This window comes from Tessaracoccus sp. SD287, assembly GCF_017355265.1.
In the GTDB taxonomy this organism is placed as follows: Bacteria; Actinomycetota; Actinomycetes; order Propionibacteriales; family Propionibacteriaceae; genus Aestuariimicrobium.
The window spans coordinates 35,861-62,824 of record NZ_JADIJQ010000013.1 but is presented as its reverse complement, the minus strand read 5'-3'; the positions used below and the strand labels follow the sequence as shown (position 1 = coordinate 62,824).

At 67.2% G+C, this 26,964-nt stretch carries 27 protein-coding genes; 10 read left to right on the top strand and 17 right to left on the bottom strand.

Features of this window, described 5'->3' with window-relative positions; all coding sequences use genetic code 11:
- Nucleotides 1-6 precede the first annotated feature (6 nt).
- Genes IPV09_RS07415 through IPV09_RS07400 form a run of 4 tightly spaced genes read right to left on the bottom strand, consistent with a single transcriptional unit; the run spans nt 7 to nt 6,090 of the window.
- Complete coding sequence (locus IPV09_RS07415) at nt 7-615, bottom strand: hypothetical protein (protein WP_207474604.1); 609 nt, start codon at nt 613-615, stop codon at nt 7-9.
- On the bottom strand, nt 615-2,270 hold the full coding sequence (locus IPV09_RS07410; RefSeq protein WP_207474603.1) for a DEAD/DEAH box helicase family protein: 1,656 nt from the start codon (nt 2,268-2,270) through the stop codon (nt 615-617). The genes IPV09_RS07415 and IPV09_RS07410 overlap by 1 nt, the downstream gene beginning before the upstream one ends.
- The gene (locus tag IPV09_RS07405) at nt 2,267-4,633 is read right to left on the bottom strand and encodes an ATP-binding protein (RefSeq protein ID WP_207474602.1); all 2,367 of its coding nucleotides are present in this window, start codon (nt 4,631-4,633) and stop codon (nt 2,267-2,269) included. The genes IPV09_RS07410 and IPV09_RS07405 overlap by 4 nt, the downstream gene beginning before the upstream one ends.
- Nucleotides 4,630-6,090 (bottom strand): DNA cytosine methyltransferase, encoded by a 1,461-nt coding sequence (locus IPV09_RS07400; RefSeq protein WP_242681364.1) that lies wholly within the window; start codon nt 6,088-6,090, stop codon nt 4,630-4,632. Before IPV09_RS07400 ends, IPV09_RS07405 begins: the two co-directional genes overlap by 4 nt.
- Before the next feature lie 74 nt (nt 6,091-6,164).
- Between IPV09_RS07400 and IPV09_RS14645 the strand changes: the two genes are divergently transcribed.
- Nucleotides 6,165-6,410 carry a helix-turn-helix transcriptional regulator gene (locus tag IPV09_RS14645; RefSeq protein WP_207474601.1) on the top strand — a complete coding sequence of 82 codons (246 nt, stop codon included), beginning with the start codon at nt 6,165-6,167 and terminating at the stop codon, nt 6,408-6,410.
- A 556-nt stretch (nt 6,411-6,966) separates the two neighbouring features.
- Nucleotides 6,967-7,398: a DUF3592 domain-containing protein gene (locus IPV09_RS07390; RefSeq protein WP_207474600.1), complete on the top strand. Its 432-nt coding sequence runs from the start codon at nt 6,967-6,969 to the stop codon at nt 7,396-7,398.
- A 66-nt stretch (nt 7,399-7,464) separates the two neighbouring features.
- Here IPV09_RS07390 and IPV09_RS07385 read toward each other — a convergent pair whose 3' ends face one another.
- Nucleotides 7,465-8,355: a hypothetical protein gene (locus tag IPV09_RS07385; RefSeq protein WP_207474599.1), complete on the bottom strand. Its 891-nt coding sequence runs from the start codon at nt 8,353-8,355 to the stop codon at nt 7,465-7,467.
- Nucleotides 8,356-8,363: 8 nt separating this feature from the next.
- A complete protein-coding gene (locus IPV09_RS07380; protein ID WP_207474598.1) occupies nt 8,364-9,563 on the bottom strand; it encodes a M15 family metallopeptidase in 1,200 nt (399 codons plus the stop codon).
- A 59-nt stretch (nt 9,564-9,622) separates the two neighbouring features.
- Between IPV09_RS07380 and IPV09_RS07375 the strand changes: the two genes are divergently transcribed.
- Complete coding sequence (locus tag IPV09_RS07375) at nt 9,623-10,081, top strand: GyrI-like domain-containing protein (RefSeq protein ID WP_207474597.1); 459 nt, start codon at nt 9,623-9,625, stop codon at nt 10,079-10,081.
- 4 nt (nt 10,082-10,085) lie between these two features.
- Here the strand turns inward: IPV09_RS07375 and IPV09_RS07370 are convergent, their stop codons facing one another.
- Nucleotides 10,086-11,810 (bottom strand): glycerol-3-phosphate dehydrogenase/oxidase, encoded by a 1,725-nt coding sequence (locus IPV09_RS07370; protein WP_207474596.1) that lies wholly within the window; start codon nt 11,808-11,810, stop codon nt 10,086-10,088.
- A gap of 259 nt (nt 11,811-12,069) precedes the next feature.
- Here IPV09_RS07370 and holA point away from each other — a divergent pair, with 259 nt between their 5' ends.
- Nucleotides 12,070-13,041, top strand: coding sequence for a DNA polymerase III subunit delta (holA, locus tag IPV09_RS07365; protein ID WP_370590254.1), 972 nt, complete (start codon nt 12,070-12,072; stop codon nt 13,039-13,041).
- Between the two features lie 106 nt (nt 13,042-13,147).
- Here holA and rpsT read toward each other — a convergent pair whose 3' ends face one another.
- Nucleotides 13,148-13,408, bottom strand: coding sequence for a 30S ribosomal protein S20 (rpsT, locus tag IPV09_RS07360; protein ID WP_207474594.1), 261 nt, complete (start codon nt 13,406-13,408; stop codon nt 13,148-13,150).
- Nucleotides 13,409-13,850: 442 nt separating this feature from the next.
- Nucleotides 13,851-14,285: a putative quinol monooxygenase gene (locus IPV09_RS07355; protein WP_242681355.1), complete on the bottom strand. Its 435-nt coding sequence runs from the start codon at nt 14,283-14,285 to the stop codon at nt 13,851-13,853.
- A 6-nt stretch (nt 14,286-14,291) separates the two neighbouring features.
- On the opposite strand from IPV09_RS07355, the gene IPV09_RS07350 reads away from it, so the two are divergent.
- From IPV09_RS07350 to IPV09_RS07340, 3 genes are all read left to right on the top strand, one after another.
- Nucleotides 14,292-15,092: an IclR family transcriptional regulator gene (locus IPV09_RS07350; protein WP_207474593.1), complete on the top strand. Its 801-nt coding sequence runs from the start codon at nt 14,292-14,294 to the stop codon at nt 15,090-15,092.
- A gap of 186 nt (nt 15,093-15,278) precedes the next feature.
- On the top strand, nt 15,279-15,812 hold the full coding sequence (locus IPV09_RS07345) for a hypothetical protein (protein ID WP_207474592.1): 534 nt from the start codon (nt 15,279-15,281) through the stop codon (nt 15,810-15,812).
- A gap of 2 nt (nt 15,813-15,814) precedes the next feature.
- Complete coding sequence (locus IPV09_RS07340; RefSeq protein WP_207474591.1) at nt 15,815-17,380, top strand: GMC family oxidoreductase; 1,566 nt, start codon at nt 15,815-15,817, stop codon at nt 17,378-17,380.
- A 141-nt stretch (nt 17,381-17,521) separates the two neighbouring features.
- Here IPV09_RS07340 and IPV09_RS07335 read toward each other — a convergent pair whose 3' ends face one another.
- From IPV09_RS07335 to IPV09_RS07300, 8 genes are all read right to left on the bottom strand, one after another.
- The gene (locus tag IPV09_RS07335; protein ID WP_207474590.1) at nt 17,522-18,319 is read right to left on the bottom strand and encodes an SDR family NAD(P)-dependent oxidoreductase; all 798 of its coding nucleotides are present in this window, start codon (nt 18,317-18,319) and stop codon (nt 17,522-17,524) included.
- Nucleotides 18,320-18,389: 70 nt separating this feature from the next.
- Nucleotides 18,390-18,857: a hypothetical protein gene (locus tag IPV09_RS07330; protein ID WP_207474589.1), complete on the bottom strand. Its 468-nt coding sequence runs from the start codon at nt 18,855-18,857 to the stop codon at nt 18,390-18,392.
- A gap of 18 nt (nt 18,858-18,875) precedes the next feature.
- Entirely contained in the window at nt 18,876-19,421 is a 546-nt protein-coding gene (locus IPV09_RS07325) for a DNA/RNA non-specific endonuclease (protein ID WP_207474588.1), read from the bottom strand.
- Between the two features lie 3 nt (nt 19,422-19,424).
- Nucleotides 19,425-19,883 carry a hypothetical protein gene (locus IPV09_RS07320; protein ID WP_207474587.1) on the bottom strand — a complete coding sequence of 153 codons (459 nt, stop codon included), beginning with the start codon at nt 19,881-19,883 and terminating at the stop codon, nt 19,425-19,427.
- Between the two features lie 15 nt (nt 19,884-19,898).
- A complete protein-coding gene (locus IPV09_RS07315) occupies nt 19,899-20,222 on the bottom strand; it encodes a hypothetical protein (protein WP_207474586.1) in 324 nt (107 codons plus the stop codon).
- Nucleotides 20,219-20,635, bottom strand: a complete 417-nt coding sequence (locus tag IPV09_RS07310) for a YbaB/EbfC family nucleoid-associated protein (RefSeq protein ID WP_207474585.1) — start codon at nt 20,633-20,635, stop codon at nt 20,219-20,221. The genes IPV09_RS07315 and IPV09_RS07310 overlap by 4 nt, the downstream gene beginning before the upstream one ends.
- Nucleotides 20,636-20,698: 63 nt before the next feature.
- Entirely contained in the window at nt 20,699-22,147 is a 1,449-nt protein-coding gene (locus IPV09_RS07305) for an MBL fold metallo-hydrolase RNA specificity domain-containing protein (RefSeq protein ID WP_207474584.1), read from the bottom strand.
- A gap of 3 nt (nt 22,148-22,150) precedes the next feature.
- Nucleotides 22,151-22,639 carry a MarR family winged helix-turn-helix transcriptional regulator gene (locus IPV09_RS07300; RefSeq protein ID WP_370590253.1) on the bottom strand — a complete coding sequence of 163 codons (489 nt, stop codon included), beginning with the start codon at nt 22,637-22,639 and terminating at the stop codon, nt 22,151-22,153.
- Between the two features lie 88 nt (nt 22,640-22,727).
- On the opposite strand from IPV09_RS07300, the gene IPV09_RS07295 reads away from it, so the two are divergent.
- The 3 genes from IPV09_RS07295 to lepA all read left to right on the top strand — a co-directional run bounded on the left by IPV09_RS07295 (nt 22,728) and on the right by lepA (nt 26,939).
- Nucleotides 22,728-23,126, top strand: a complete 399-nt coding sequence (locus IPV09_RS07295) for a DUF1304 family protein (protein ID WP_207474583.1) — start codon at nt 22,728-22,730, stop codon at nt 23,124-23,126.
- Between the two features lie 64 nt (nt 23,127-23,190).
- Nucleotides 23,191-25,014, top strand: coding sequence for a chorismate-binding protein (locus IPV09_RS07290; protein ID WP_207474582.1), 1,824 nt, complete (start codon nt 23,191-23,193; stop codon nt 25,012-25,014).
- Nucleotides 25,015-25,079: 65 nt separating this feature from the next.
- Nucleotides 25,080-26,939: a translation elongation factor 4 gene (lepA, locus tag IPV09_RS07285; RefSeq protein WP_207474581.1), complete on the top strand. Its 1,860-nt coding sequence runs from the start codon at nt 25,080-25,082 to the stop codon at nt 26,937-26,939.
- Nucleotides 26,940-26,964 lie beyond the last annotated feature (25 nt).

Sequence of the window (26,964 nt, the reverse complement as noted above, 5' to 3'; positions counted from 1 at the left end):
GGCTATTCACTCCTCGTCCGGTTTCGGGGTCACGTCCAACGACGCCTGCATCGCCTCGCATCTTATGAGCTGGGCCAGCCTGGTCGCGCGTCGCCACAGCCCGGAGTCAATCGGAGCGTTGCCGCGCCTGGTCACCACGATCAAAGGTGTGTCATAGTCGCCGTGCTCAGCCACGTGCATGGCTGCGTGCCAGAAGAGCTCCTTGAGCGATGACTCCGGTCCCCAGACAAGGAGACGCCTGGAATCCCCCTGCTCGGCGGCGCATCGCATCGGCTTCTCACCCACCGAACCGTCCACTACTGTCCAGTCCTTGCCCAAAACCGCCTGGACCACCCCTTCGGCTCCAGCGGCTCGACGCGTTGTGAAACCCGCGTATGGCCCAACTCCTTCGAGGGCGCGCCGGTATTCCTTTGCTGGCCCGTCCTTGATCCAGAGTCTGATCCGATCGACAGGGAGGTGCGGCGCTAACCTCCCGCCAATCACCGGGTCGTCGACCAGACGGTGGTAGATGGCAGATCGCTCTGACTGGGCCCGCTCCTCCCACTTGAGGGCATCGAGGCGACGGTACAGCTCGGCGATGATCTCGCGGCGCAGTTCGCCGGGAATCTTCGCCATCAGGCCACCTCGGATGGCGGGAACTCCAACCTGACGGTGTCCTCGGCTGCCCCTAGGTCGCCCACATCATGAATCCATTGTTGGAGAAGGTCCTGAACCTTGTTGTCATTGAACTCGAACGAGTGGCGCGGCACCGACACATGCTCCATATCGTCGGCACCCACCTGTTCGCTTAGCTCCTGTACCTCCGCGAGGCGGCGCACGTCCGAGATGAAGTCGAGCACCTCCACCATCTCCTTGTCGTCAGCCAGCCGAAGGCCCCGACCCAGCTGCTGCACAAATATTCGCCGGCTATGGGTGACCCGGGCGAACACGAGGATGTTCACGTCCGGCACGTCAACACCCTCGTTCAAGAGGTCCACGCTCGTCAGGATGGGGCTCGCGCCGGCCCGGAAGTCGAGAATGCGTGCTCGTCGCTCACGCTTCTTCAAGCCGCCGTGCACGGCTTGTGTGCTTCCCCATCCCGGAACCCGACTGAGGATCTCGGCCATGGCCTCGGCGTGCTGAATGGTCTGGCAGAACACGATTGCCCGCGGGTTTACCACCTGATTCCACACCTCGAGTAAGTGGTCGCGTATCGCCTCGTCGCGCTCCGGGATGAACAGCCGCTTGTTCAGGTCCTTGATCGAGTAATCGTGCTCGCTCGCTTCGTGGACGAAGTCCCAGTCGATGTTGTCCGAGAACAGGCGATAGTGAACACCAGCCAGGTAGCCCAGCCGCATCCCTTCGGAGATGCTCACGGTCACCACTGGTTCTCCGAACACGGACTCGATGTCGAACTGGTCGCCGCGCCATGGCGTCGCTGTGACTCCCAGACGAGGAACATCCGGCAACGTCCTAAAGATTTCCGAGTAGTGCCCGACCTCGCCGACGTGGTGAGCCTCATCGACGATCAGCAGGTCAGGCTTGAAGCCTTTCGACACGTAATCGGCCGCGGTTGGCAGCACAGCGAACGTGACGCCCGGCAGATCGTCGGGCTTCGACTGCGCGCTGACCATGCGCGTCGGTACCTGCTTGGGGATGTCTCGCCACATCGATCTCTCAAGCTGTTCCACTAGATCCGAAGTGTGGGCGATCACAAGGACACGTGCCTGAGGCGTTTTCTTCAAGAACTTGGTCACCACTCGGCCTGCAACAACGGTCTTCCCCAACCCCGTCGCCAGGTAGACCAAGGCCCGCCCCTCGTCCTCAAGGCCCACCCAGGCGCTGGAGACGGCGCGCTGCTGGTATTCGTGGAGGGTAAACTGCCTGACCATCGCGTCGGCCGCCGCATACAGCGTGGAGAGCTGGTTTATGTCCCACAGGCTCACCTGCACGTTCGCCCGCAACATGGCCGCAACGCGGTCCCGCGCGCCGCGCGTGAACTGCCCGTTAGTCACGACCACACCGCGGTCGATCCGGTAAGCCCGCATCGCGTTTACCACCTCATCCACCGCCGACTCACTGACCGTGCCGCCCTTTATCTTCCACTTCGCCTGGAAGACCCAGTCAGTGCCCTTGAGGCGCCCGATGACGTCCCCGCCCTTGTCATCGGAGCCGTCGATGTTGACCACGTCGACGAAACCGAGAAGCGGCAGCAAGCGTTGGATCTGCCGCGTGAAGCTGTGAGGTCCTCCCGCCTCCAGCAGCGGGGGATCGAGGAACCCGTCGCTCACGTCGCGATCTCCTCGGCCAACAGATCAGCAGAGAGCCCGAACCGTGCCAACTCTCTCGCTGTGGTCGGCCTCCCGACCCGAACCATGCGCCCTAGGTCGCCCAACAGCACCGCGAGGCGCTCGATTTGGTCACCGCGTGCTTCCTCGTCACCCCACTGCGCGTACTTCGTGGCGAATACGCCGCCGTCGAGAATGCGATCCGGGTGGGCCTTCACCAAGTCGCGGATGCCTCCCACGGTGAGGTATGCCGCGAAGTCCCCGTTGAGGATGGCCGCCTTCCAGTCAATCGACGGGGACGACGTGAGGGCCTCATTTTCTGCGTCTCGCTTAGAGGAGGCCCGCAGCGACTCCCACAGGCTGGGGTCTCCAGAGACGATGGAGGTCACCCGTTCACGGATCTCCTCCAGAAGGCTCTCCCCACGGGCTCGGATCATCTGATGATCGAGTTTGCGGTCCGGGTGGGCCTCTAGCACGTGGAGCATGAACTCATCCGATCCGCCTTGGTACCGAAACATATCCGTGACCGAGCGGGCCGCGCAGACGATGGCGACATCGTGCGGGTCCCAGCCGTAGTCGACGATAAGTGGGTGCCGTTTATCGAGGAATAGCTCCACCTCACCGCCAATGAGGCGCATGGCGAAGAATTGCCTCCCGTCGGCCGAGAGATCCACCCATTCCGTCAGCCAGCAACGAAGTGTGGTGCTCGCCGAATCGAGATGGACTTTGCCTTCGATGCCCGGCAGCGGTGAGGCGCTCTCCCGATACCGCGCAAACCTCTGGTCCTTCGTCTCGGCGATCTTCGGCTCGATGAAGGGCTCCGGCGTACCCTGGGCAGCGTCGCCTGCCCCGCCTGACCCATCGCCCGCCGAGTCCGTCTTCACCAGATGACCAAGGCCCTCACCCGTGAGCCAGTCGTTCGCTTTCTGGCCATCGTCATCGTCAGCCGGCTCTTCCTTCAGCCCTCGGACGATCTCGTCGTGCCGCTTGGCGGTCTCGTACCACCACTCGTCTGTCGCGTACTCGGGGTCGCCGGTGGCGAACAGTGTCGCGCGGACCTTCGCGTCCTGGTGCATCGCGGTCTTGCCGTTCCCAGGCACCAGGCAACGCAGGCCAGGATCAACGCGGCGGTAGGCACCGAATAACTTCGCCAACAATGTGTCGTTCACAGGGAGTCCGAGTGAGCTCGCCTTCTTCGGACGCAGGGGGGACTCGCCCCGGACCTTATGCACCATCGTCGTCCAATGAGGCGACTGACGGTCGAAATCGGTCTTGCGGAAGGTGACCGGCACGTGGTCAATATGGATCTCCCCTACGAGCCGCCCGTCGCGCAGTTCGACGGGGTACTCGATCTCGACGTCCCCGTCAGGGCTGGTCCACTTGAACAGTTCCTTGTCCTGGGGAACGATGACACGGCCCTGTCTAATTAGACTGATGCCGAAGTCATCGCGGTCTTGGTACCGCTGAACGCCCAGCCACCCCCAGATGCGCCGATCCCGGATGCGCACCTTCGTCGACCCACACTCCAAGCAGTGCTCCGGCTGCTGCGTCGACCAGTAGCCGCAGTCCATGCAGGCCCAGCCCGGCGATAGAGGAATGTCGACCTCCTGGACAGCGCGTATCGCCTCGCCCAGGTAGGACACGCTGCGCGTGGGGTCGTAGATGCACGGGAGCTTCGGCTTTATGTCCGTCCCGTTGAGGTAGAGGGAGAGCCCCATGCCGCCGACCATGTCCGATCCGGAAAACGCAGAGCGCTGAGGATCACGCAACATGTACGTGTAGAGCTTTCCGAGCTCCCGGCGGACCTTCTTGCCCTCGTTCGTCGTCTGAAGGGCTGCCACGGTGTCATCCCGAAGGCGGCGGACCGTGATCACGGTTCCGTGCTCCTGTGCACCCTTGGGAGCCTGCGTCAACGGCACTCGGTAGGATCCCGTCCGCTGCATCTCCCCGATGTCGATCGTGGCGATGTTCCACTGCGAGTCGTCGACCCGAGCGGATCGTACCTCCGTGACCGTGCCGAGTCGGGCCGTGGCCACATTGAAGCCCATCCCGAAAAGGCCGAGGGTGCCGAACTGCGCATTGTTCGTCGACCCGGCTCGCAGCGCGTGCTCCATCTGCTCGGGCGACATGCCGCGGCCAGTATCCGCGACCACAATTTCCGACCGTCGGTCCGCGTCGCGCGCGCTCGGCAATCGGATGTCGACGCGGGACTCCCCGTCGAACCCGGCCTCGCGGGCCTTGTGCAGCTCGTCGAAGCAGTTGTCGATGAGCTCGGCTAGACACTGATAGACTTGAAGGTCTGTCTCGGCGATCACCTGCAGGATCCGTGGCGACGGCGTCAGGTCGAGGGTGTGGATCGTGGTCATCGTGCACCTTCCTTGCTGATTGACAGGAGTCCCAGACGAGCCTGCCGGGCGACGATCTCAGCGAGATCGACCGGGACGGCGTTCCCCAGCTGGCGCATCGCCTCACCCCAGGCTCCGTGAAGCTCGTAGTCGTCGGGGAACGTCTGGACGCGCGCGCTCTCCCTCACTGTGAGGTAGCGGACTGAGTTGTCATGGAATCGGATCATGTTCTCGCCACCCGGGACGCCATGTCCCCCCGCCTTCAGCGTCTTGGCGGGCAGGTCGAGAACGCTTCCGGTGTGCCCTTTATAGGAACGTGCACCAGGTTGGAAGTTATGGTTGCGCCACGCCGCCGCAGCCTTCGTCCGAGGATCGGGGAGTCCCCGCAGCGCGTCTCGCAGCGTCGCCCACGGGTGCTCCGTCTCAGCCAGCCGGGCGGCCCGCGCGATGAGCGCGCCGGATGGACGTACTGGGCGTTTGGACTTCGCGACCTCATGCCTGTCCCAGTACTCGCCAGTGACCCACTGATCGCGGACCAGTGCCTCGTGTGAGTGAGTCGGATCGGGAAACGTCCACTCGATGCCCAGATCTGAACGGAAACCGACCATAAACACTCGATGCCGCTGTTGTGGTACCCCAAAGTCAGCCGCGTCGAGGAGCGTAGGGAAGACGTTGTAGTGCAACGTGTTCCGCGCCGTCGCCTTTCGCAGCCGCAACAGGTGGTCGAACCATGTCTCGTTTCGCTTTACCTTCAGCTCGGGCGTCGCCAGCCGGCGGAGGACGTACTCGTAGTAGTCGGCGAACGCGGCACGTGTCAGCCCTCGGACGTTCTCGATGAGGAACGCCTTGGGGCGCAGCTGAGCCAAGACTTCGGCGGTTGCTGGGAACATGTCCCGTTCGTCGTCGACGGACTTGCCGTGTCCACCGGCCGAGAAGGGTTGGCACGGCGGTCCGCCCGACACCAGATCCACGTCCTGGTCGATCAACGCCCAGTCGAAATCCCGCAGATCGCCTTGGTGGACGTGCCAATCCTTTACCAGCTCGTGGCCAGCCGCCTTGTTCTCGCGAATCGTGTCGCAGGCCCAGCGGTTCCACTCAAGGGTGGCCAACGACGTAAAGCCTGCCTTTTGCGCACCGAGTGCCAGTCCGCCGGCACCCGCGAAGAGTTCGACGCCTGTGAGTCGGGGGACCTCGCTGACGACTTCAACCGTCTGACCTTGAAGCGACGCCTGGACCGCGTCGTTGCAGTGAACATTGGCCTGCCCCCAACGCAGCCGGGGGTCGACACGAGCAACCTTAGCCATGTCCATCTGCCCAGGGTCGGTTGCAGTCGTCGTTGTCACTATTCTCCTCAGCGCTCGTGTCCTCATGATGGCAGGCGGGACCGACAGTCCACGACCGACCGCGGAAATGGGCGTCGCGTAGACATGGATGGTCAGCGCCGACGGCGTCAACAGAGCCGCAGACTGCCGGAGCATCACGTCCCCTCATCACAGTGACTCTCTGCATCCGATTCTCGCGTCGATTGAATCATATATGATTCAATAGCTGAATGGCCACCACTGGTCGACGAGCAACGGCACACAAGGAACTGGGCGAAGTCGCTGAGGCGATTCGCCGTTCTCGTCGCGCACGAGGGTGGTCTCAGGCCGAGCTGGGAGATCGAGCCGGACTGTCTCGCCCGACCGTCGCAAGATTGGAGCGTGGGATTGAAGGGCTGTCGTTGGGGAACCTAATGAAAGTGACCGAAGTACTCGGACTCCGTCTCACCGTCAGTGAGGTTGGTCAGCACGGCTAACCGGGGAACTTCCCTGACGAGCAAGGGCGACAGGGGCCACCGCGAATCACGACATGGATCTCATAATGGCGCATCTGAACAACCACGGCCAAGCTCTTCGGCAGCCCCGCGGCCGGCCCATTACGGTCTCCGTAAACGCCGACGGCAGCAAGAGGTTAATGCCGACGACCTACGCACCGCCGAACTTGAGGAACTTGACAAGAGCCAGCACGACAGCGGCCGCGTCCAGCTAAAGACGTTCGTCGCGGCGTCCACCGACAGCCTCGAGGTCTTCGATCACCTGCACGTCTGCGACCCCGACAAGGCCACGGAGGATGAGATTTGATTTGATTCCAGACGCTGTGGATCGAGGCCGAGCTGCTGGGAAGCCGCACGTTCACCCATCAGTACACATCCAGCGGCTGACGGGGGGGGCGCAGTGGTGGAACGCGGGACAGGACCCCCGGACTGGTAAGTTGCGGCCCGCCGAGGGGTGGTTGCAGCGGACTGGGGCCCGGGAGCACACGCCGGACCATTCACGCTGGCTAACCTTGGGCCATTCACGTTGGGGGGACTCTTGAGGATCGCGCTCTATGTCATCTGGGCTCTGTTCTTCACCGCCGTGGCGATCACGCTGGTCCACACCGTGCGCAAGACCCGAGCTCAGGAGCGGCTGATCGCCAGTTGGCCCAAGGCCGTGGCCGCGGTCACCGGCAGCCGCCAGGGCTGGACACACGGTGGCGGCAACATGAACCGGAACATTCGCTACTGGCCGCGCTTCCAGTTCCACGACTCGCGCGGCGTCCGCTACGTGGGGGAGTCCGAGGTCTCCTACGCCAATGCTCCGGCGCCAGGGTCACCCCTCGAGGTGGCGTACAACCCCCAGGACCCGACCCAGTCCTTTCAGGTCGCCGCGCCGTCCAAGATCGTCCTGGGCTGTCTCGTTCCGACGTTCGTGCTGCTTGGCCTCGTGGCCTTCTGGTTCATCCAGATGCTGCCACTGGACTGATCCGAGGCCGGCCAGTCATTCATAGGGGCGGGCCGTGCTCGCGACCAGACCGTCGCTCCCGGCAAGTCAGGCGCGTAGATGGGCCGCCAACTGGCGTAGCTGCGCGTCGTCCATGCCGCCGGCGTCCTGCAGGATCCACAGTCGCACGGTGGCGCCGCTGACAGTGGCGACCTCGGCCCAGACGCTCCCGTCGGGAAGCAGCCGTCGTCCCAGCCAGAGCCCCGGCGCGGACTCGATCCGGATGACGCCGGGTTGCTGCGCCGAGGGGCGGGCCGGGCAGGCACCCAGTTGCTGCTCGAACGCGCCGAGATAGCGCAGCGCCGCCTGCTGGGAACTGAACTGCATGATCAGGCCAACCCCGGGTCGTCCGTCGCGGCTGACGGCGACCTCCAGGGCGTGCGCCGGGTCGATCCAGGTGCGCCGGTCCACCGGGGCGCAGCCGACCATCATCGCCTCCCAGGCGGCGTAGCGCGGGTCCCGCGCCCGAGTCGCCGTGGGTGCGTGGGCGGCGGTGGGAGTCCAGCCCGGCGGGCGCGGCTGGGAGTCCAGGTGCAGGGGTCCGGAGGTCGCGGCCGGGCTCGGATCCTGGGTGGGCGGTGGCAACGTCGCCGCGGTGTTGGGTGCGGTCGGCGCGCCGGTGGCGGGCTGGGTCACCCACGTCGTCGGGGGGATGGCCCGGGTGGTCGAACCGACGGGGGAGGCGGGTGTCACCGGAGATGGTCGTGCGGTGGCGGACTGGTCCGTGGTCGGGGGGCGAGTGGTCGCGGGACCGGTCGTGGACGCAGTGGTGGCCGAGGGAGCACGGGTCGAGGGACCGGTGCTCATCTGGGGCGTGGTCGCCGGCGCCACGGTATTCGGGTCCGGAAGGGCGTCCTGGTCGCGGGTGCAGGCGCCCATCCCGGCCGCGAGCACCACCACCAGGGCCACGGCCGCAGCTGTGGTGAGGCGACGGGTCATGGGTCTGGTCATGGTTCGAAGTGGTGCCAGTCCCAGCCAGAGAACCAGCGGAAACCCTGGCCCTTCAAGGCGGTCACCATCGGGGACGTGGCGGTCAGCAGACCGGTCACCGAGGCGGGACGGGAGGTGGCGTAGGTGGCGTTGGGGTACCAGACGCCATTGGGGGCGCGATAGGGGTTCTCACGTTGGTTGATGTCGATGGCGCTGCCATAGGAGTGCGGCGACTGGGCGTAGGGGTTGCCCACGACGTGGCGGCAGTTGAACGCGCCAGTGTTTCCGGCGGCCATGATCTTGATGTCGTCACCACCCCACAGGTTCAGGCTCTTCATCGACTGGATCGGCCAGCGCGCGTCAAAGGCCTGGTGGAAGGCGGCCATCACCTTGGGTGCCAGGTCCTTGCGGACGATCAACACCCCCGACCGCACGGTGCCCTGGTAGTCCCAGTGGTTCATCTCGATGGTGGCCAGCCCCGAGGGACCGACTGGACATCCGGCCCGGTACAAGGAGGTGACGTCGGCCGAGGTGGTGGCCCGGATTCGTCCGCCGAACCCCTCGCGCAGCACCACGAGCTGGTTCGAGGCCACCGCGTACCCGGCGCCGTCGCTGATGCTCGCCTGCAGCGTCACCGTGCCGACCACTCCGATGTTCAACCCGAAGGCGACGCGGAACTGGCCGTTGTCGTCCAAGGTGCCCTGGCCGACGATGCGGGTGCTGGTCCCCGAGCCCGTCCACACTCGCACGGGCAACCCGGACGCCTGCGGCCCTGCCGTCACTGTCAGCACGGGGCGGTCGGTCAGGGTGGTCCTGGCGGGGCCGGACAGGCGGAAACTGGCGGGGTTGGCCGTGATCGCGCTGGAGAAGTCCCCTGCTCCGGGCACTTGGCCGGTAGTGACGGCGAAGCGGTGCTTGCCGACTCGCAGGCCGGACGCGAGTGGCAGTTGCAGTTGGCAAGCCGCGCCGGGCGCAGCAGTCAACGCCGGCCGCCACCTCAGGGTCTGCGTGTCGGACCACCACACTGTCACGGGCTGGGCCGGTGCGCAGGTGGTGCGGGTGGCGCGCAGGGTGAGAGTCGCTCCGGCGAGTACCGTCGTCCCCGCCGAGGTGGTGACCACCCAGTGATCGACGGCCCGCGCCGGGGGCGCCCCGAGCACGCCGCCGAGGACCGACAGCAGCACGGAGACCGAGAGCAACGTAGTCAGGGTGCGCATGGAGCCACGATATTCGCGCCACGCCGGATGCCGGGGGACCGCCATGCAAACATGGGGACATGCTCGAGAATCCGCAGATCACCACCCTGGACCCGCAGCACACAGCGGTCGTCCGCCGGACCGTCCCGATGGACCAGATCCGTGACTTCTACGACACCTCCTTCGCCGCCGTCGCTCGCGCCGTCGCCGAGCAGGAGGTGGGAGTCAGGGGCGCCATCGGCCACTACCTGAGCACCCCGACCGACACGGTTGAACTGGAGGCTGGCGTCATCACCGACGGAGCCATCACCGCTGATGGCGACGTCATTCCCGCCGAACTGCCGGGTGGAGAGGTGGCCCACGCCACCCACGTCGGTCCCTATGACGGGCTCGGCTCGGCCTGGAACGAGCTGTACCAGTGGGTGCTGGGCCAGGGCCGCCACGTCGGTGAGAAAATGTGGGAGGTGTACGTGACCGAGCCGACCCCCGAGGTCGACCCGGCCACGATGCGCACTGACCTGTTCTGGCCTCTGGTCTGAGGCCTCAGCCCAGCAGGCCGTCACCGACGATGTCGGCGGCCTCGAGTCGCGCGGCCGCGGCGGCGGCATCGTCCGGCTGCTCCTGGGCTGCCAGTTCCGCGGCGACCCGGTCACGGTAGTTCTGCTTCTCGGCCTCGACCCGGGCATCGTCCCAGCCCAGCAGGGGTGCGGCGATCTCGGCGACCTCGTCCACGGCGGACGCACCGCGGTCGGCGGACTCGGAGTTCAGCCGCACCCGCGCGACAAGGATGTCCTCCAGGTGCAGGGCGCCCTCGACGGCGCAGGCCCGGTGCACGTCGGCACGCAGGTACTGGGGTGCCGCCGCCAGCGGCCGGCCGAGTGAGGGATCCTGGTCGATGAGGGCCAGCACGTCGCCAAGTTCGGAGCCGTAGCGGCGCAGCAGGTGCGTCACCTCGCCGGTCTCGATGCCGTAGTCCGCCGAGATCTCGGCCGCCCGGGCACGCAGTTCCTCGAAGCCGGTCGCGCCCAGCAGCGGCAGGTCGGCGGTCACCGAGGGCCTGGCCTTCGCGGCGTCTCCCAGGGCGAAGTCGACGGCGTCGCTGGCCATCACCCGATAGGTGGTCAGTTTGCCGCCCGCGATGGCGGTCATGCCCGGGGCGACCTCGGTGACGGTGTGCTCGCGCGAGACCTTGGTGGAAGCGGACTCGTCCAGGACCTTGGGCTGCAGCAGTGGGCGCAGCCCGGCGTAGGTGCCGATGATGTCCTGACGGGTCAGCGGGCTGGCCAGGACCTGGTTGGCCTGCTCCAGGACGTAGTCGATGTCGGCCGCCGAGGGAACCGGGTGCTTCAGCGGTTCGTGCCAGGCGGTGTCGGTGGTGCCGATGACCCAGTAGTGCTGCCAGGGAATGACGAACAGCACCGACTTCTCCGTGCGCAGGAACAGACCCGACTGGGCCGTGAGGCGCTCCCGGGGAACCAGGATGTGCACCCCCTTGCTGGCCAACACCTTCAGGCCGCCCGTGCCGCCGGCCAGGTCCTGGGTCTGCTCGGTCCAGACGCCGGTGGCATTGATGACGTGCGTGGCCGACACCGTGATCTGCTCACCGGTCTCGACGTCACGGACGACGGCTCCGGTGACCCGGGCACCGTCCTTGGTCACCGCGGTCACGGCGGTGCGGCTCGCGGCCACGGCACCGTGGGCCAGGGCGGTGCGGACCAGGGTGATGACCAGGCGGGCGTCGTCGACGCGGGCGTCATAGAACTCGATTGCGCCGATCATCGAGGTCGGGTCGATCTCGGGGAAGCGTTGCAGGGCACCCTGGTGGGACAGGTGCTTTTGCACCGGCACCGACTTCTTCCATCCGGCGCCGGCGATGGCCATCGCGTCGTAGAGGCCGACGCCGAGGGCGGAGTAGGCACGCTCGATGACGCGCCGCTTCAGCGGCCACAGGAAGGGCTGGGCCTCGACCAGGTGGGGGGCGATCGTGGTGAGCAGTCGGCCTCGCTCGGCCAGGGCCTCGGCGACGAGCGCGAAGTCGAGGTTGTACAGGTAGCGCAGGCCGCCGTGCACCAGCCGCGAGGAGCGCGACGAGGTGCCCGAGGCCCAGTCCTGGGCCTCGACGATGGCGGTGCGCAGCCCACGCGAGGCGGCGTCCAGGGCGATGCCTGCGCCGGTGACTCCTCCGCCGATCACCAGGACGTCGAACTTCTCGGAGCCCAGTGCCGCCAGAGTGCTGGAACGTTGAGTGGGGGTGAGTGCTGATGTCATGCGAATCCTTCTGGTGTGGAAGTCTCTGCCACGTACGGCGCGTCGCGGGACGCTGCCCCCAAGTCTGCGTCGGCTGCACGTTTGTCTCAAACTGATGCACGAACGTTCAGCGGGGCACCGCGGGGGTGACCGGGACAACCCCGCAGCGGGCCTGGGGGAGAAACGGGGGACTGGGCGGGAGGCGACGACGTCCTGGCCGGTAGCCCGGGCGCCGGGGAACGTGGCGCCGGGTGTCGCACCCCACTGGCAGACTGGGCACGTGAGCACCCACGCCTTCGGAACCGCCCTCTTCGTCCAGGGACCCGAGTCATTGTTGGCCGACCGCGCCGTCCAGGCGTTCGTCGCTGCCGCTCGGCGGACAGAACCCGAGGCCGACCTGAACACGGTCGCCGCGTCCGGACTCGATGCCGGCACGTTTGCTGAACTGGTCGGCGGTTCGCTGTTTTCGTCGGCCTCCATCGTGGTGCTCGAGGACATCTCGCTGCTCGACCAGGACCTCTTCGACGTGGTCGCCCAGACCGCCATTGACCCGCCCGAGGACCTGGCCCTGGTGCTGGTGCACCCCGGTGGGGTGAAGGGCAAGCGGCTGGTCGACCAGCTCAAGAAGGCCAAGGTCCCCTTCGTCGACGCCGCCGCCATCAAGCCGTGGAAGCTACCCGACTTCGTGAGGGCCGAGGCCAAACGGGTCAGGATCTCCCTCGCGCCGGCAGCCGCCGACGCCCTGGTCGAGGCGGTGGGTCACGACGCCCGGGCCCTGGCGAGTGCCCTCGAGCAACTGGCCACCGACCTCACCGAGGGGCAGGTCACCGTCAGTGACGTCCATCGCTACTTCGCGGGACGCGCCGAGGTCTCGGGCTTCTCGGTGGCCGACGACATCATGGCCGGACGCACCGGCCAGGCCCTGCTCAAGCTGCGGTGGGCCATGGACACTGGCGTCGCCCCGGTGCTGCTGACCGCCGCCATCGCCAACTCGTTGCGGGGGCTGGGCAAGTACCACGACCTGCGCTCCACCCGCATCCCCGAACCTGAACTGGCTCGCCAGATCGGGGTGCCCCCCTTCAAGATCAAGCAGTTGGCGCAGCAGTCACGCCACTGGAGTCCCGGCGCCATTGCAGTCGGGGTCAGGGCGGTGGCCGTGGCGGACGCGGCGGTCAAGGGTGCCGCGCACGACCCGGAGTTCGCCCTCGAGCAACTGGTGGCCCAGCTGGCCGCGGCCCGCGACGGTTCCTGAGGGCTGGCGTCGTCCGAGCCTTGTCCGGGCACACAAAACCAGCGTCCCGATCACCCAGAGGACCGGAACGCTGGTGGTGGACGTCAGTGCACTGACGTCAGAGGTATCAGAAAGCAGCAGCCTTGGCAGCGACAGCCGACTTGCGGTTGGCGGCCTGGTTGGCGTGGATGACGCCCTTCGAAGCGGCCTTGTCGAGAGCGCGGGTGGCGACCTTGGCCAGCTCGGCGGCCTTCTCGGTCTCGCCAGCCTCAGCGGCCTCGCGGAAGTTGCGGACGTGGGTACGCAGCTGCGACTTGACGGCCTTGTTGCGCAGGCGCGACTTCTCGTTGGTCTTGTTCCGCTTCATCTGCGACTTGATGTTTGCCATGGGGCGATGTCTCCAAGCTCAAAGTGTTCTGGGTGATGCTCCTACCAGCACGGCAGGTGCGACACACGACTCTATCAGCGTGTCCGGACGTGCCCAAATCCGGAAGCGATGGGGTGATGGACGGGCGGCGCCAGGTGGAGCGGCGGCACTTGGTGAACGATGTGCCCGAGGGGGGTCCATCGCCCGGCACTTTGTGAACGATGTGCCCCCTCCGGGTCCATCGTCCGGCACTTTGTGAACGATGTGCCGGCCGGGGATGCATGGTCCGGCACTTTGTGAACGATGTGCCGGCCGGGGATGGATCGTCCAGCACTTTGCGAACGATGTGCCGCCTCCGGGTCCATCGTCCGGCACTTAGTGAACGATGTGCCCGTCCGGGCCCTGTGGCTGGGCAAGACGCGCCGCCCGAACCCATTGGGGCGGGCGGCACGTCTCAACGCCGTCAGTCGATCTTGAGTTCGCCCATCTCGTCCCAGCCGTTGCCCTCGACCTGGCGGCTGACGATGCTGGGGGTCTTGGCGAGCTTCGGGCGCATCGCATCCAGCCCGGCCTTGAAGTGGTCGGAGTTCACGTGCGGGCCGGCACCCTCGTCGGTGAACGCCTCGACGAGCACGAACGTGTCCGGCTCCTCGATGCTGCGCGACCACTCGAAGAACAGGTTGCCGGGCTCCTGGCGGGTGGCCTCGGTGAAGGCGCGCACGGTCTCGGGGAACTCCTCGGTGGCCTCGGGCTTGGTGGTGAACTTGACGGTGATGAAGTACATGGACGTCCTTTCGCAGGTGTTCATGGGGCTGTGGGGCCCATCGTCGGCCGGAATGGCGAACTCGTCAATAGTGGGTTGGACGTCGAGGCCGTCCACGGATGCGGGGGATACCATCGGGGCATGACGACGACGTCATCGCAGACAGCGGAGACAGGGGCCCCCGACGCTCGGGTGCGGACGGGCCAGTTGGAGCGTGCCCTGGGCATGCTCGAGGTGGCCGCCGACCGCAATGGCGCGAGCGCGCGTGAACTGGCCGACGCCCTCGACCTGCCTCTGCCCACCGTCTATCGCATCGCCAAGGAACTCACCGGCGCCGGGTACCTGACCCACGTGCAAGCCGGACGCTTCGAGCTCGGCCACAAGTTGCACCAGCTCGGCATGTCGCTGCATCGGCAGGTGGGGCTGTCCCGAGGGGTCACCGCCGAGATCAGTCGACTGCACGACGCCACCGGACTCGCCGCGTACCTGGCCATCCTGCGCGGTGGCGAGATGGTGGTGGTCCATGTCGTCGACTCAACCGACTGCCCACGCCTGCAACCCATGCGCTTCGGATTCCACGAGGCCCCCCACGCCACTGCCTTCGGCAAGCTGCTGCTGGCCGACCTGGCCGTCGAATTCCGTGGTGACTACCTGCATCGCCACGGGCTGGTGGCGCTGACGGCGCGCACCATCACCGAGATGGACGCGCTGGACGCCGAACTCGAGCGGATCGCCCGCCGCGGCATCGCCTGGGAGTTCGGCGAGTTCGTGGCCGGCTGGGACTGTGCGGCGGTGCCGGTGCGGGCCGGCGACAACCGGCTGCTCGGCTCGGTGGCGGTCTCGGGGCAGGCGGGACGACTGGCCGGACGCGAACGGGTGCTGGAGTCGACCCTGCGGGCGGTGTCGTCCCGGGTGGGCGGACTGCTGCGCTCGGGTCTGTGAATTCTCAGGTCGTTATCACTGGGTGAGAACTGCCCCTGTTGCTGCAACGGCCACCTGCCTACGTTGAGTGCAGGCCCACACGGTGGTGGGCCGGGCCACCGGGTGCAGCCTCGCGCAACACACCGGTCACGGGGTCAATGCTCAACGGCCCCCTGCTCAAGGGCCCCAAACTCAAAGGAGAGTGCCGTGAGTGTCGACGGACGCGAATCAGAACTTCAACCAGAAGAGATCCAGCAGGACCAGACCGAAGCACCCGAACCCCAGCGCCCCGAACTCGACGACAAGCAGTTCGCCACCCTGGTGAAGGTGCTGCGGGTGCTCTACCCCCACCCGCAGTTCCCCGACGGCCCCTATCAGCGCTGCGCCGAGGCGGTCCGCGACAACACCCAGGCCGACCTGGCCGGGGGACTGGCCCGCGTCGACCAACTCGCCGGCGGCTCGTTCCTGGACGCTGATGACGCCACCGCACGTCAGGTCATCGACGGACTCGGCGAGGACCCCGACTTCCTGCTGGCCGTGCACAGCGTCAGCGTCAACACCCTCTACGACGACCACGAGGTCTGGGACCTGCTCGGCTACGAGGGTGCCTCCTTCGAGAAGGGCGGCTACATCAACCGCGGCTTCGACGACCTCGACTGGCTGCCCGACCCGCGCATCACCGAGTACGAGGGTGATCCCCGCGTCGAACTCGTCCCGCTGACCACCACTGAAGGGAACTGACCATGGCAACCATCGAGGAGAAGGACCCGGTTGTCGTCATCGTCGGCTCCGGTGCCGGCGGCGGCACCCTGGCCTACGAACTGGCCACCAAGGGCGTCAAGGTGGTCCTGCTGGAGGCGGGTCCGCACCTGACCGCCGACGACTACGAGAACGACGAGTGGCGTGCGTTCAGCCAGATGGCCTGGCTCGACCCGCGCACCACCAGCGGCTCGTGGCGCGTGGCCAAGAACTTCCCCAACCTGCCTGCCTGGATCGTCAAGGCCGTGGGCGGCACCTCCACCCACTGGGCCGGCGCCACCCCACGCTTCATGGCCCACGAATGGAAGGCGCGGAGCACCTACGGTGACATCGAGGGCGCCAGCCTGCTCGACTGGCCGATCGACGCCGAGGAGATGGCCCCCTGGTACGACAAGGCGGAGAAGGCGATGGGCTCGAGCCACCGCCACGGCCGTCCGCCGATGCCGGCGAACAACAACTACAAGGTCTTCGCCAACGGCGCCGAACGTGCTGGTCTGAAGCACTACGCCACCGGACCGTACGCCACCAACGCCGAGCCCTACGACGGACGCCCCGGCACCGTGCAGGACGGCTTCAACTTCCAGGGCGACAAGTCCGGTGCCAAGTGGAGCACCGCCGTCCGCGAGATTCCCCGGGCGCTGGAAACCGGCAACCTGGACCTGCGTCCCGAATGCATGGCCACCCGCATCACCCATGGCGCCGACGGCAAGGTCGACGGAGTGGAGTACCTGGACGCCTCCGGCGCGCTGCACAAGCAGGCCGCCCGCATCGTCAGCGTCGCCGGCAACTCGATCGAGTCGGCCCGCCTGCTGCTGCTCAGCGAGTCGACCCAGTTCCCCGACGGGCTGGCGAACTCCTCGGGCCAGGTCGGACGCAACTACATGCGCCACATGACGGCCTCGGCGTACGCGGCCTTCGACGAGGTCGTGCACATGAACCGCGGCGAGACGATGGCCGGGATCATCGCCGACAACGCCATCCACGACCCGAACCGTGGTTTCGCTGGCGGGTACTACATGGAGACGCTGGCGCTGGGGGTGCCGTTCATGGCGGCCTTCGTCAATCCCGGCAACTGGGGCCCCGACTTCACCAAGATCATGGATGCCTACAACCACCTGGCCGGCATGTGGATCGTCGGCGAGGACATGCCGCAGGAGTCCAACCGGGTCACCCTCAACCACGACGTGCTCGACCAGCACGGCCTGCCGGTGCCCAACGTCCACTTCGACGACCACGCCAACGACATCGCCATGCGGGAACACGCCTGGGGGGTGGCCGAGCAGATCTACAACTCGGTCGGCGCCAAGTGGGTCGTGCGGACACCGCCCTACCCGTCCACGCACAACCTGGGCACCAACCGGATGAGCGAGAAGCCCGAGGACGGGGTCGTCAACAGGTGGGGCCAGGCCCACGACGTGCCCAACCTGTTCGTCAGCGACGGCTCGGTGATGACCACCGGCGCCTCGGCCAACCCCACCCTGACCATCGTCGCCCTGGCCATCCGCCAGGCCGACCACATCCTGGGTGAACTCAAGGCCGGAAACCTCTGAGCCAGCAACGAGCCAGCCGGGACGGGGAGCAGACTCCTCGTCCCGGCTGGCACGTCCGGCAGGACCGTCCGGCAGGCACGTCCTGCTGGAGCGCACCCATGGATCGCCCCGCTGGACCGCGTGGCCGGACCGGCCGGCAGGTCAGAGCCCGCTGGACTCCAGGGCGATGCCACCGTCGACCGTGATCGTGGTCGCCGTCAGGTAGGTGCCGTGCCCGCTGGCCAGGAACATCACCAGCCCGGCGATCTCGTCGGGGGTGGCGATGCGTTCCAGCGGAATCTCCTTCTTCAGTGCCCGCTCGGCCTCGCGCCATCCCGCCGACTCGGTGTTCATCGGAGTCGCCACCGCTCCCGGCGCCACGTTCACCACCCGAATGTCGTGGGGGCCCAGTTCGATTCCGGCGTTGCGGGTGAGCATCCGCATGCCGCCCTTGCTGACGCAGTAGGCGTGGTTGCCGGGCATCGGCCAGTCCTCGTGCACCGAGCTCATGTTGATGACCACCCCGCCGTCGCCCTGGGCGATGAACTGGCGGGCGGCGAGTTGGGTGCCGAAGTAGGCGCCCTTGAGGTTGACGTTCATGGTCAGGTCGAAATCAGCCTCCGTGGACTCCAGCAAGGACTTGCGGGTCTCCAGGCCGGCGTTGTTGACCATCACGTCGAGGCGACCGAACTCGCTGACGGCGGTGTCGACCAGCAACTGCAGGTCGGCGACGCTGGTGACGTCAGCCCTGACCGCCACCGCGCGGCCACCGGCGGCGATGATCTCGTCGATCAGCGGCTGGTTGTTCTCCTCGCGGTCGATCCAGTCGATGACCACGTTGCCGCGGTTGAGTCCGACGAAACGGCAGATCTCGGCGCCGATGCCGCTGTTGCCGCCGGTCACGATGAAGGTCTTGCCGGCCACCGAGGCAAAGGTGTCATGGGTGGGTGTGGTGCTCATCGATCTCCTGGTCCGGTCGGGTGCGCGTCGGGTGACGGTCCCAGCCTATGACCGCGGGTCGGGCGAGGACTCAGTCCTTGGCGTAGATCGTCTTGCCGCCCATGGTGCGGATCCACCGGTCGAGCGCTCGTCCGGTGTTGTCTCCGTCGTCGAGCAGGACGCCTTCGTAGTCCCACTGCGACTCGAGTTCGCCCGACTGGGGGTTGTAGACGGTGATGATGCGTTCGGGCACCGCGCCAGCGGCGCGGCAGGCCTGCACCAGTTCCACGTCGGTGTTGGTGTCGGCGATCTCCTCGACGAGGGCCTCGTGGTCGTAGTCGTTGCTCGGGTCGGCAGCCTCGAGGTCACCGTGGTTGTAGAACTCGTCGTGCAGCCGGAAGAACGGGTGGCTCGAGATGCCCCCGAAGGCCATGTCGGTGTAGACCCAGATGCGGTCGACCTCGGTGTCCTCACCCAGGAAGTTCACGATCGACTGCAGGGTGTGCTCGATGTAGGCCTGGTAGGCCTGCTGGACACGGGTCTGGTCCTCGGCTGACATGGGCGGCTCCTCGCGGGACTAGTTGGGGAATTTTCGGATCGGCTGGGTGACCCCGTCGATCACGGTTTTCACAGTAAAGCCTGTGGGTCGGGCGCCATCACCGTAATTGATCTCGGTGAACACTTCGACGGTCTTGCCATCATTGATGGCATCAGCCCAGCTCTCCTCCATGTTCTTCCAGGCACCCTGGTTCAGGTCTCTGGCCTGGGAGACGATGTTGTCCAGACCGCCGGAGCCGTCGAACTGGTCGGCGAACAGGTGACCGGCGTCATCGCCGTCCTGCTTGCCCCTGGACCGGGAGTTGTGCGAACCACGCTTCTGGCCCTCGGGTTTCAGGTGCAGGTTGTCGGTGTAGGCACCCTTGATGCGTCCCTTGTCGTCGGTCACGTACTCGTAGCGCGGCTTGCCGGGGGTGTTCTTGCCGGCCTTGTAGTACATGTTGGGCTCGAGTCCGCCCAGGGTGGATCGGTTGTACTTCGCCTTGTCGAACTCCACGACCTTGAGCTTGTCGACGAGCTTCTTGAACGGCCCGCGCAGCTTCGCGGTCGGAACCCTGGTGGCCATCCCTCAGTCCCCCAGGATCTCGTTGATGGCGATGCCGATGGCCTCACCAATGGCCCACTCGACGCCCTTCTTCACCAGGAAGGCCACCGGCCCGGCAGCGATCGCCGGCGCCATCAGGGCCAACTGGAAGAGCACCACGCCCTTCAGCGTGACCACCGCGTAGGCGCAGATCTCGCACCCGTTGGCCGCGATCTCGGTGCCCTCGGCGAACCGGTCCAGGGTCGACACGTCGCTGTCGGCGCCAGACGCGGTCGCCTGGAAGGCCGCCACGGCCGGCCCCTCGTTGTGGGACTCGACGTGCGAGATGGCGCTGACCACCGAGGTGGTCGAGTCGTTGAACACCGTCGACATCGACCGCAGCTGGTCGGCCCATTGGTGCAATGCGTCTTCGTTGGACTGGGGGAAGTCCATGCCCAGGTAGTGCATGGCTTCGACCAGCCAGCCGGGGAGCGTGAGTGCCATGGTGAGGGGCCTTCCTCAGAGGGTGGTGGACTGGCTGGCATGTTCAGTCGTGGCGGCCTCGAACTCGGCGTAGGTGGCGCCGGTGTCCTGCAGCGACGTCCCGACCGCCTCGAGATTGCTCGCGAGGTTCTCGCAGGCCTCGAGGAAGGCGTCCTTGATGACCGGCACCGCCAGCGCGAGGGCGATGTCGATCGGGTGCTCGCCGTTGGTGCAGCCCAACGAGGCCACGTCGAGGGTGTTCAGGTAGGACGCCACCGCTGAGCGCAGGTCACCCGCCTCGTCGAGGTAGCCCTGGCCGCCCTTGTTCCAGGCTTCGGGACTGAACCGGGTCTGGCTCATCGGACGTCCCCGCGAGGCAGGCGCTCCGCGGCCTTGGTGTAGGCGGCCCGGAAGTCGGCCGAGAGCTCCTTCAACCCGGCATAGACCTCGCTCATCGGCAGGGCATGATCCTGGACGTCCAGGATCTCTTCACGCAGGTACTGGTTCATCACGGCATTGACGGCGGCGGCGGTGTGCCTGGCCACGGTCTCGGCGCTGGGGGACTGGCTGTCGAACCAGTAGGAGTCGAACGAGATGCGATCGACCTTGAAGTCCTTCATGGTGACCGTCACCAGCCCGTCGGGGTCGGTGCCGGTCAGTTCACGGTCGCTGGACAGTTCGAACTCCGCGGGTGGCCCGGGATTGTTCCGGGACCACTCACCGACCTGGGTGGTGAGCCGGTCGAACATGTCGGGCATTTCGGGCGATGACATGGCAACTCCACGAGGTGAGCGGTGCGGACACCCCACATCTTGGTACCCCAGGGGGTCAGTTCCTCACCGGAAGGACGTCCCGGGCAGCTCCTGGGTCGGGCCCAGGTCGAGGTCCTCCGGGTCGGGGGTGCCCGCGACCAGGGAGACGACCTCCCCGTGCCGGGGGACGACCACGTTCCAGCCCAGGTCCTCGGCGATGCGTTGCCGGAGGGCCTGCTGGGCGCGTGGTTCCCCGTGCACCAGGAAGACGGTCCGGGGTTCGGTGCCGAGTTCGCGCAGCCAATCGACCAGGTCGGAGGAGTCGGCGTGCACCGAGAACTCGTGGTCGCGGACCATCTCGGCCCGGACGGCGACGTACTGGCCGTGGATCTTGACCTGTCGGGCGCCCTGCTCCAGGGCCCGGCCACGGGTGCCCTCGGCCTGGTAGCCGGTCAGCACCACGGCATTGCGTGGGTGCGGCAACAGCCGCTTCAGGTGGTGCAGCACGCGTCCGCCCTCGGCCATGCCCGAGGAGCTGAGGATAATCGCCGGGCCCTTGTAGGCGTTGATCTTGCGGGACTCCTCACCGCTGCGCGTCTCACGCAGCCGTGGCATGCCCAGGAAGTCGTCGACGGTGAGGCCGTCCTGGAGTTCGTCCAGGCTGGTGTCGCGGTAGACCTCCAGCGCCGCCAGCGCCATGGGGCCGTCGACGAAGACCGGCACGTCGGGAATGCGTCCGGCGCGGTACATGTCGGTCAGTGCCTTCAGCACGGTCTCGGTGCGGTCGATGGCGAACGCCGGGATGACGACCTGGCCGCCCCGGTCGACGGTGCGGTTGATGACGTCGGCCAGGGCGGCATGCTCGACGTCCGGCTCGGGGTGCTCCCGGTCACCGTAGGTCGACTCCATCACCACGAAGGGTGCCGCCGGGGGCACTGCCCGGCCCCTCAGGATGGGGTGGTCGTGGCGTCCGAGGTCACCGGACAGCAGCAGGTGCGCCTCGCCGTGGCGGATGGTGACCGAGGCGGACCCGAGGATGTGGCCGGCCCGGGTCCACCGGGCGCGGAGCCCGTCGCCGAGGTCGACGTCGGTGTCGAAGTCGACCGCCCGGAACAAGGGCAGGGCCGCCTCGACGTCCTCGGTGGTGAACAGCGGCCGCGGGTCGGCGTGCCGCGAGTAGCCGCCGGCCACCGCCTGCGCGGTCTCGAGTTCCTGCAGCTTGCCGGCATCCCGCAGGACGATCTCAGCCAGTCGGATGGTGCCCTGGGTGGCCCACACGTCGCCGTGGAAGCCGCGTCGGACCAGTGCCGGCAGGTAGGCGACGTGGTCGGCATGGGCGTGGGTGAGCACCACGTCGCTGATCCGGGCCGGGTCGACGGGGAACTCGGCCCAGTTCAGGTCGCGCCAGACCTTTTCTCCCTGGAACATGCCGGCGTCCAGCAGCACCAGGCGCCCGGCGACGTCGAGCAGGTACTTGGACCCGGTAACGGTGCCCGCAGCACCGAGGAAGGTGAGGGTTGCCGTGTCAGCCATGACTCAGCTTGTCACACCGGCCGCCCTGCTGACCCCTGACGGCAGGGTCTCGTGGGCATGCCGGTCGGAGTACTCGCTGAGCGCGCGCAGCGCCCGGCGCAGCACCCGGTACTCGTCCTCGCCGACCACGCCCTGCCATTCCCGTTCGACCCGGTCGACGACCTGGCGGCCGGTCTCGATCATGGCCCGACCCTGGTCGGTGATGGTGACCAGGCGGGCGCGCGCGTCGAGGGGGTCGGGTTCGCGGGTGACGTGGCCGGAGCGGACGAGCTGGTCGACGATGAACCCCACCGACTGCTTGGTCAGCGAGGTGGCCGCGGCCAGGTCCACGATGCGGCTGCCCCCCTCGGAGATGCGTTGGAAGACGCGGGCCTGGGAGGCCGTGATCCGGTGGTCCTCGGCATTGGCTGCCTCCAGCACCTGTTCCTCCAGGTAGCGGTAGGGCAGGTACAGCAGCAGCCCGGTGTTCATGGCGCCGTAGTCGGTGGTCACCAGACCATGCTTGCACATGGTCAGAGAAGCTGACTACAATGGTCAGAGAAGCTGACTAATTTGGTCGGCAGCCCGAAGGAGGGCGGACATGAATACTGTCTCGATCGTCGCGATCCTGGTGGATGCCGCGATTCTCATCGCCGTCGCACCCGTGGAGATGTTCCTGGTCGACCGCCCGTGGGCGCACCGGTTCCTGCACGTCGAACCACGCCACCCGGACGAACTGCGCCTGTGGCCCTTCTGCATTGGTGCCCGGAACCTGATCAGTGCTGTGGGGGCCCTGGTCGGCGTGGGGATGGTGTTCTTCGGGGACGAAGCCTCGGGGCGCGTCGTCGTGCTCACCGTCGCCTGGTACATGCTGCTGGCCAGCCTCGCCATGGGGGTGGCCGACCTTCTCGGCCAATGGCGGCCCCGCGGGGGCAGCGTCATGGGCACCATCATGTCGAGCCTGCTGCCCCTGGTCGTGATCGTCGCCGACGCGCTGTGAGTCCTTCGACGGTGGTGCGCGACGGGTGGACGTGCGGGGGCGGGTGTGCTGACACAATCGCTGCATGACGAGCGCACGCTTCGACGACCTGAGGCCGCAGCGTCGCCGGTCGTTCCGGTTGGAGGGTTTCGTCGAGGCACTGGAGGCGGCGTCCCTGGCTGAGGTCACCGGTGTGCTGGCCCGGGCCGAGGCCGCGGTCGCCGCCGGTCGGTGGGTCGCGGGCTGGGTGTCCTACGAGGCGGCGCCGGCCTTTGACGACGCCTTCGTCGTCCGCGACACCAGCGGCACCGCGTTCAGCGACCTGCCGCTGGCCTGGTTCGGTGTCTTCGAGCGTCGCGTGGCTGCCGAGGACCCGATGGGGGACATGGCTCCGGGGGAGTGGACGCCGACCATCGATGCTGCCCGCCACGCCAGCGACATCGCCCGGATTCGTGAGCTCATCGCCAGTGGTGACACCTACCAGGTCAACCACACCTTCCGGCTGTGGGCACCCTTCGACGGTGACCCGGCGGCGCTGTACGGACGCATTGCCCATGCCCAGCGCGGCGGATTCGGGGCGCTGCTGCAGACCGGACGGTGGGCGATCGCCTCGGCCTCACCGGAACTGTTCTTCGAATGGGCCCAGGGCCGGTTGACGTGTCGTCCGATGAAGGGGACGGCCCGCCGCGGCGTTGATGCGGCCAGCGACCAGGCGGCGCGCGTCGGCCTGCTGGGTTCGGCCAAGGACCGCGCCGAGAACCTGATGATCGTGGACATGGTCCGCAACGACCTGGCCCGGGTGGCGGTGCCGGGGACGGTGGCCGTGCCCGAACTGTTCGCCATCGAGCGCTACGACACCGTCTGGCAGATGACCTCCAGCGTGGTCGCCAGGACCCGCCCCGGGACCGGGTTGGTGGACGTCTTCGGTGCCCTGTTCCCGTGCGCGTCGATCACCGGCGCACCGCGCTCCTCCACCATGGGCATCATCGCCGACCTCGAGACCACCCCGCGCGGCATCTACTGCGGGGCGATCGGCTTCGGCGGTCCCGGGATGGGTACCGACGGGGTCCGTGGCGATCGGGCTCGGGAACCGCGCTGGGCCTTCAACGTCGGCATCCGCACCGTCCTGGTCGACACCGAACACCAGGTCGCCTGGTACGGCACCGGCGGCGGCGTCACCCACGACTCGACCGCGGCGGGGGAGTACGCCGAGGCGGTGCTGAAGGCCGAGGTGCTGCGCCGGGCCCCGGCCAGGTTCAGCCTGCTGGAAACCATGCGCTGGAGCCCCGGGGAGGGCATCGGTCGCTGGACCCGACACCGGGACCGGGTCCGGGCCTCGGCTGCGTACTTCGGCATCTGCTGGGACGAGGCGCAGGTCGCCGAGCTGCTGGCGAGGGCCACCGCCGGGCGCAGGACCGCGGCGCGGGTCAGGCTGCTCATCGACCAGCGCGGTCGTCCCAGCGTGCAGGTCGACGACCTCGAGGACGCCGGCGGCGTCGGCGTCGGCGTCGGCGGCCTCGAGGGGAGCGACGCGGCGTCACCGGTGCCGGTGGTCATCGACACCGTGCCGGTCGACAGCGCCGACCCGTTCGTCCACCACAAGACCACCGAGCGTGACGTCTACGCCCGGGCCGCCGCCCGCCATCCGGGGGCCGCTGACGTGGTGCTGGTCAACGAGCGCGGTGAGGTCACCGAGACCACCATTGCCAACGTCGCCGCGCTGATTGACGGTCGCTGGGTGACCCCGCCCACCACCTCGGGATGCCTGCCGGGCACCGTCCGGGCGGACCTCCTCGATGACGGCACCCTGGTCGAGGCAGTGTTGACCCCGGACGACCTGCGGCGGGCAGCAGCGTTGGTCCGCTTCAACGCCGTGCGCGGCTGGCAGCCGATCACACTGCAGTCATGAGACAATGGCGCGTCAGGCGGACGCTAGCCGCCCCCCACCATTCGACACTGTCTGGAATTTGCTGAATGCCTGCTGCGCCCCACGGTTCCCCCGCTCCCGGTTCGACGCCGGCGGAGATCATCCGGAACTTCTGCATCATCGCCCACATCGACCACGGCAAGTCGACCCTGGCCGACCGGATGCTGCAGTTGACCGAGGTCGTTGATGCGCGCGCCGCCCGCGCCCAGTACCTGGACCGGATGGACATCGAGCGTGAGCGCGGCATCACCATCAAGTCCCAGGCCGTCCGTATGCCCTGGCAGGTGGGCGAGACGACCCACGTGCTGAACATGATCGACACCCCCGGCCACGTCGACTTCACCTACGAGGTGTCGCGTTCCCTGGCGGCCTGCGAGGGCGCGGTGCTGCTCGTCGATGCCGCCCAGGGCATCGAGGCCCAGACGCTGGCGAACCTGTACCTGGCCATCGAGGCCGACCTGACCATCATCCCGGTGCTGAACAAGATCGACCTGCCCAGCGCCAACCCCGAGAAGTACGCCGCCGAACTCGCCGGCATCATCGGCTGCGACCCCAGCGAGGTGCTGCGCGTCTCGGCGAAGACCGGTGTCGGCGTCGCCGACCTGTTGGACGAGATCGTCACCCAGATTCCTGCCCCGGTGGGCGACAAGAACGCCCCGGCCCGGGCGATGATCTTCGACTCGGTCTACGACACCTACCGCGGTGTGGTCACCTACGTGCGCGTCGTCGACGGGGAACTGAGCCACCGCGAACGCATCCAGATGATGTCGACCCGCGCCTCGCACGAGGTGCTGGAGGTCGGGGTCATCTCTCCCGAGCCGCTGAAGTCGGATGCCCTGGGTGTCGGGGAGGTGGGTTACCTGATCACCGGCGTGAAGGACGTGCGCCAGTCCCGCGTCGGCGACACCGTCACCTCGCTGCTGAAGCCCGCCACCCAGAGTCTTGGCGGCTACAAGGACCCGAACCCCATGGTCTTCGCGGGCCTGTACCCGATCGACGGTGACGACTTCACAGTCCTGCGCGAGGCGCTGGAGAAACTGCAGCTCAATGACGCCGCCCTCACCTACGAACCGGAGACCTCGACGGCGCTCGGCTTCGGTTTCCGGATCGGCTTCCTGGGCCTGCTGCACATGGAGATCACTCGCGAGCGACTCGAGACGGAGTTCAACCTCGACCTGATCTCCACCGCCCCGAACGTGGTCTACCGGGTCGAGATGGAGGACGGCAAGGAACACGTCGTCACCAATCCGTCGGAGTATCCCGAGGGCAAGATTGGCCAGGTCTTCGAGCCGATGGTCAAGGCCACGATCCTGGCGCCCAGCGAGTACATCGGCGTCATCCTGGAGTTGTGCCAGACCCGGCGGGGCATCCAGTTGGGACTGGACTACCTGTCCGAGGACCGCGTCGAGATTCGTTACAAGCTGCCGCTGGCCGAGATCGTGTTCGACTTCTTCGACGCGCTGAAGTCGAAGACGAAGGGCTACGCGTCCCTCGACTACGACGAGGACGGCGAGGAGGCCTCCGACCTGGTCAAGGTCGACATCCTGCTGCACGGCGAACCCGTTGACGCGTTCAGCTCAATCGTCCACAAGGACAAGGCCTACAACTACGGCGTGGCGATGGCCGGCAAGCTGAAGGAACTGATTCCGCGCCAGCAGTTCGAGGTGCCCATCCAGGCGGCCATCGGGGCTCGGGTGATCGCCCGCGAGACCATCCGCGCCATGCGCAAGGACGTGCTGGCCAAGTGCTACGGCGGCGACATCAGCCGCAAGCGCAAGCTGCTGGAGAAGCAGAAGGAGGGCAAGAAGCGGATGAAGATGGTTGGCCGCGTCGAGGTGCCCCAGGAGGCGTTCGTCGCCGCGCTGCAGACCGGTGAGGGTGGCAAGGACAAGGACAAGAAGTCCTGAGCCAACCCGGCCTCGGGGCGAGATG

Coding starts and splice junctions, on each gene's coding strand:
- lepA (WP_207474581.1), top strand. CDS start 25,080: ATGCCTGCTGCGCCCCACGGTTCCCCCGCTCCCGGTTCGACGCCGGCG.
- IPV09_RS07380 (WP_207474598.1), bottom strand. CDS start 9,563: ATGCGCACCCTGACTACGTTGCTCTCGGTCTCCGTGCTGCTGTCGGTC.
- IPV09_RS07415 (WP_207474604.1), bottom strand. CDS start 615: ATGGCGAAGATTCCCGGCGAACTGCGCCGCGAGATCATCGCCGAGCTG.
- IPV09_RS07400 (WP_242681364.1), bottom strand. CDS start 6,090: ATGCTCCGGCAGTCTGCGGCTCTGTTGACGCCGTCGGCGCTGACCATC.
- IPV09_RS07375 (WP_207474597.1), top strand. CDS start 9,623: ATGCTCGAGAATCCGCAGATCACCACCCTGGACCCGCAGCACACAGCG.
- IPV09_RS07295 (WP_207474583.1), top strand. CDS start 22,728: ATGAATACTGTCTCGATCGTCGCGATCCTGGTGGATGCCGCGATTCTC.
- IPV09_RS07350 (WP_207474593.1), top strand. CDS start 14,292: ATGACGACGACGTCATCGCAGACAGCGGAGACAGGGGCCCCCGACGCT.
- IPV09_RS07385 (WP_207474599.1), bottom strand. CDS start 8,355: ATGACCCGTCGCCTCACCACAGCTGCGGCCGTGGCCCTGGTGGTGGTG.
- rpsT (WP_207474594.1), bottom strand. CDS start 13,408: ATGGCAAACATCAAGTCGCAGATGAAGCGGAACAAGACCAACGAGAAG.
- IPV09_RS07335 (WP_207474590.1), bottom strand. CDS start 18,319: ATGAGCACCACACCCACCCATGACACCTTTGCCTCGGTGGCCGGCAAG.
- IPV09_RS07305 (WP_207474584.1), bottom strand. CDS start 22,147: ATGGCTGACACGGCAACCCTCACCTTCCTCGGTGCTGCGGGCACCGTT.
- IPV09_RS07370 (WP_207474596.1), bottom strand. CDS start 11,810: ATGACATCAGCACTCACCCCCACTCAACGTTCCAGCACTCTGGCGGCA.
- IPV09_RS07290 (WP_207474582.1), top strand. CDS start 23,191: ATGACGAGCGCACGCTTCGACGACCTGAGGCCGCAGCGTCGCCGGTCG.
- IPV09_RS07405 (WP_207474602.1), bottom strand. CDS start 4,633: ATGACCACGATCCACACCCTCGACCTGACGCCGTCGCCACGGATCCTG.
- IPV09_RS07320 (WP_207474587.1), bottom strand. CDS start 19,883: ATGGCACTCACGCTCCCCGGCTGGCTGGTCGAAGCCATGCACTACCTG.
- IPV09_RS07330 (WP_207474589.1), bottom strand. CDS start 18,857: ATGTCAGCCGAGGACCAGACCCGTGTCCAGCAGGCCTACCAGGCCTAC.
- IPV09_RS07325 (WP_207474588.1), bottom strand. CDS start 19,421: ATGGCCACCAGGGTTCCGACCGCGAAGCTGCGCGGGCCGTTCAAGAAG.
- IPV09_RS07355 (WP_242681355.1), bottom strand. CDS start 14,285: ATGGTATCCCCCGCATCCGTGGACGGCCTCGACGTCCAACCCACTATT.
- IPV09_RS07310 (WP_207474585.1), bottom strand. CDS start 20,635: ATGTCATCGCCCGAAATGCCCGACATGTTCGACCGGCTCACCACCCAG.
- IPV09_RS14645 (WP_207474601.1), top strand. CDS start 6,165: ATGGCCACCACTGGTCGACGAGCAACGGCACACAAGGAACTGGGCGAA.
- IPV09_RS07340 (WP_207474591.1), top strand. CDS start 15,815: ATGGCAACCATCGAGGAGAAGGACCCGGTTGTCGTCATCGTCGGCTCC.
- IPV09_RS07315 (WP_207474586.1), bottom strand. CDS start 20,222: ATGAGCCAGACCCGGTTCAGTCCCGAAGCCTGGAACAAGGGCGGCCAG.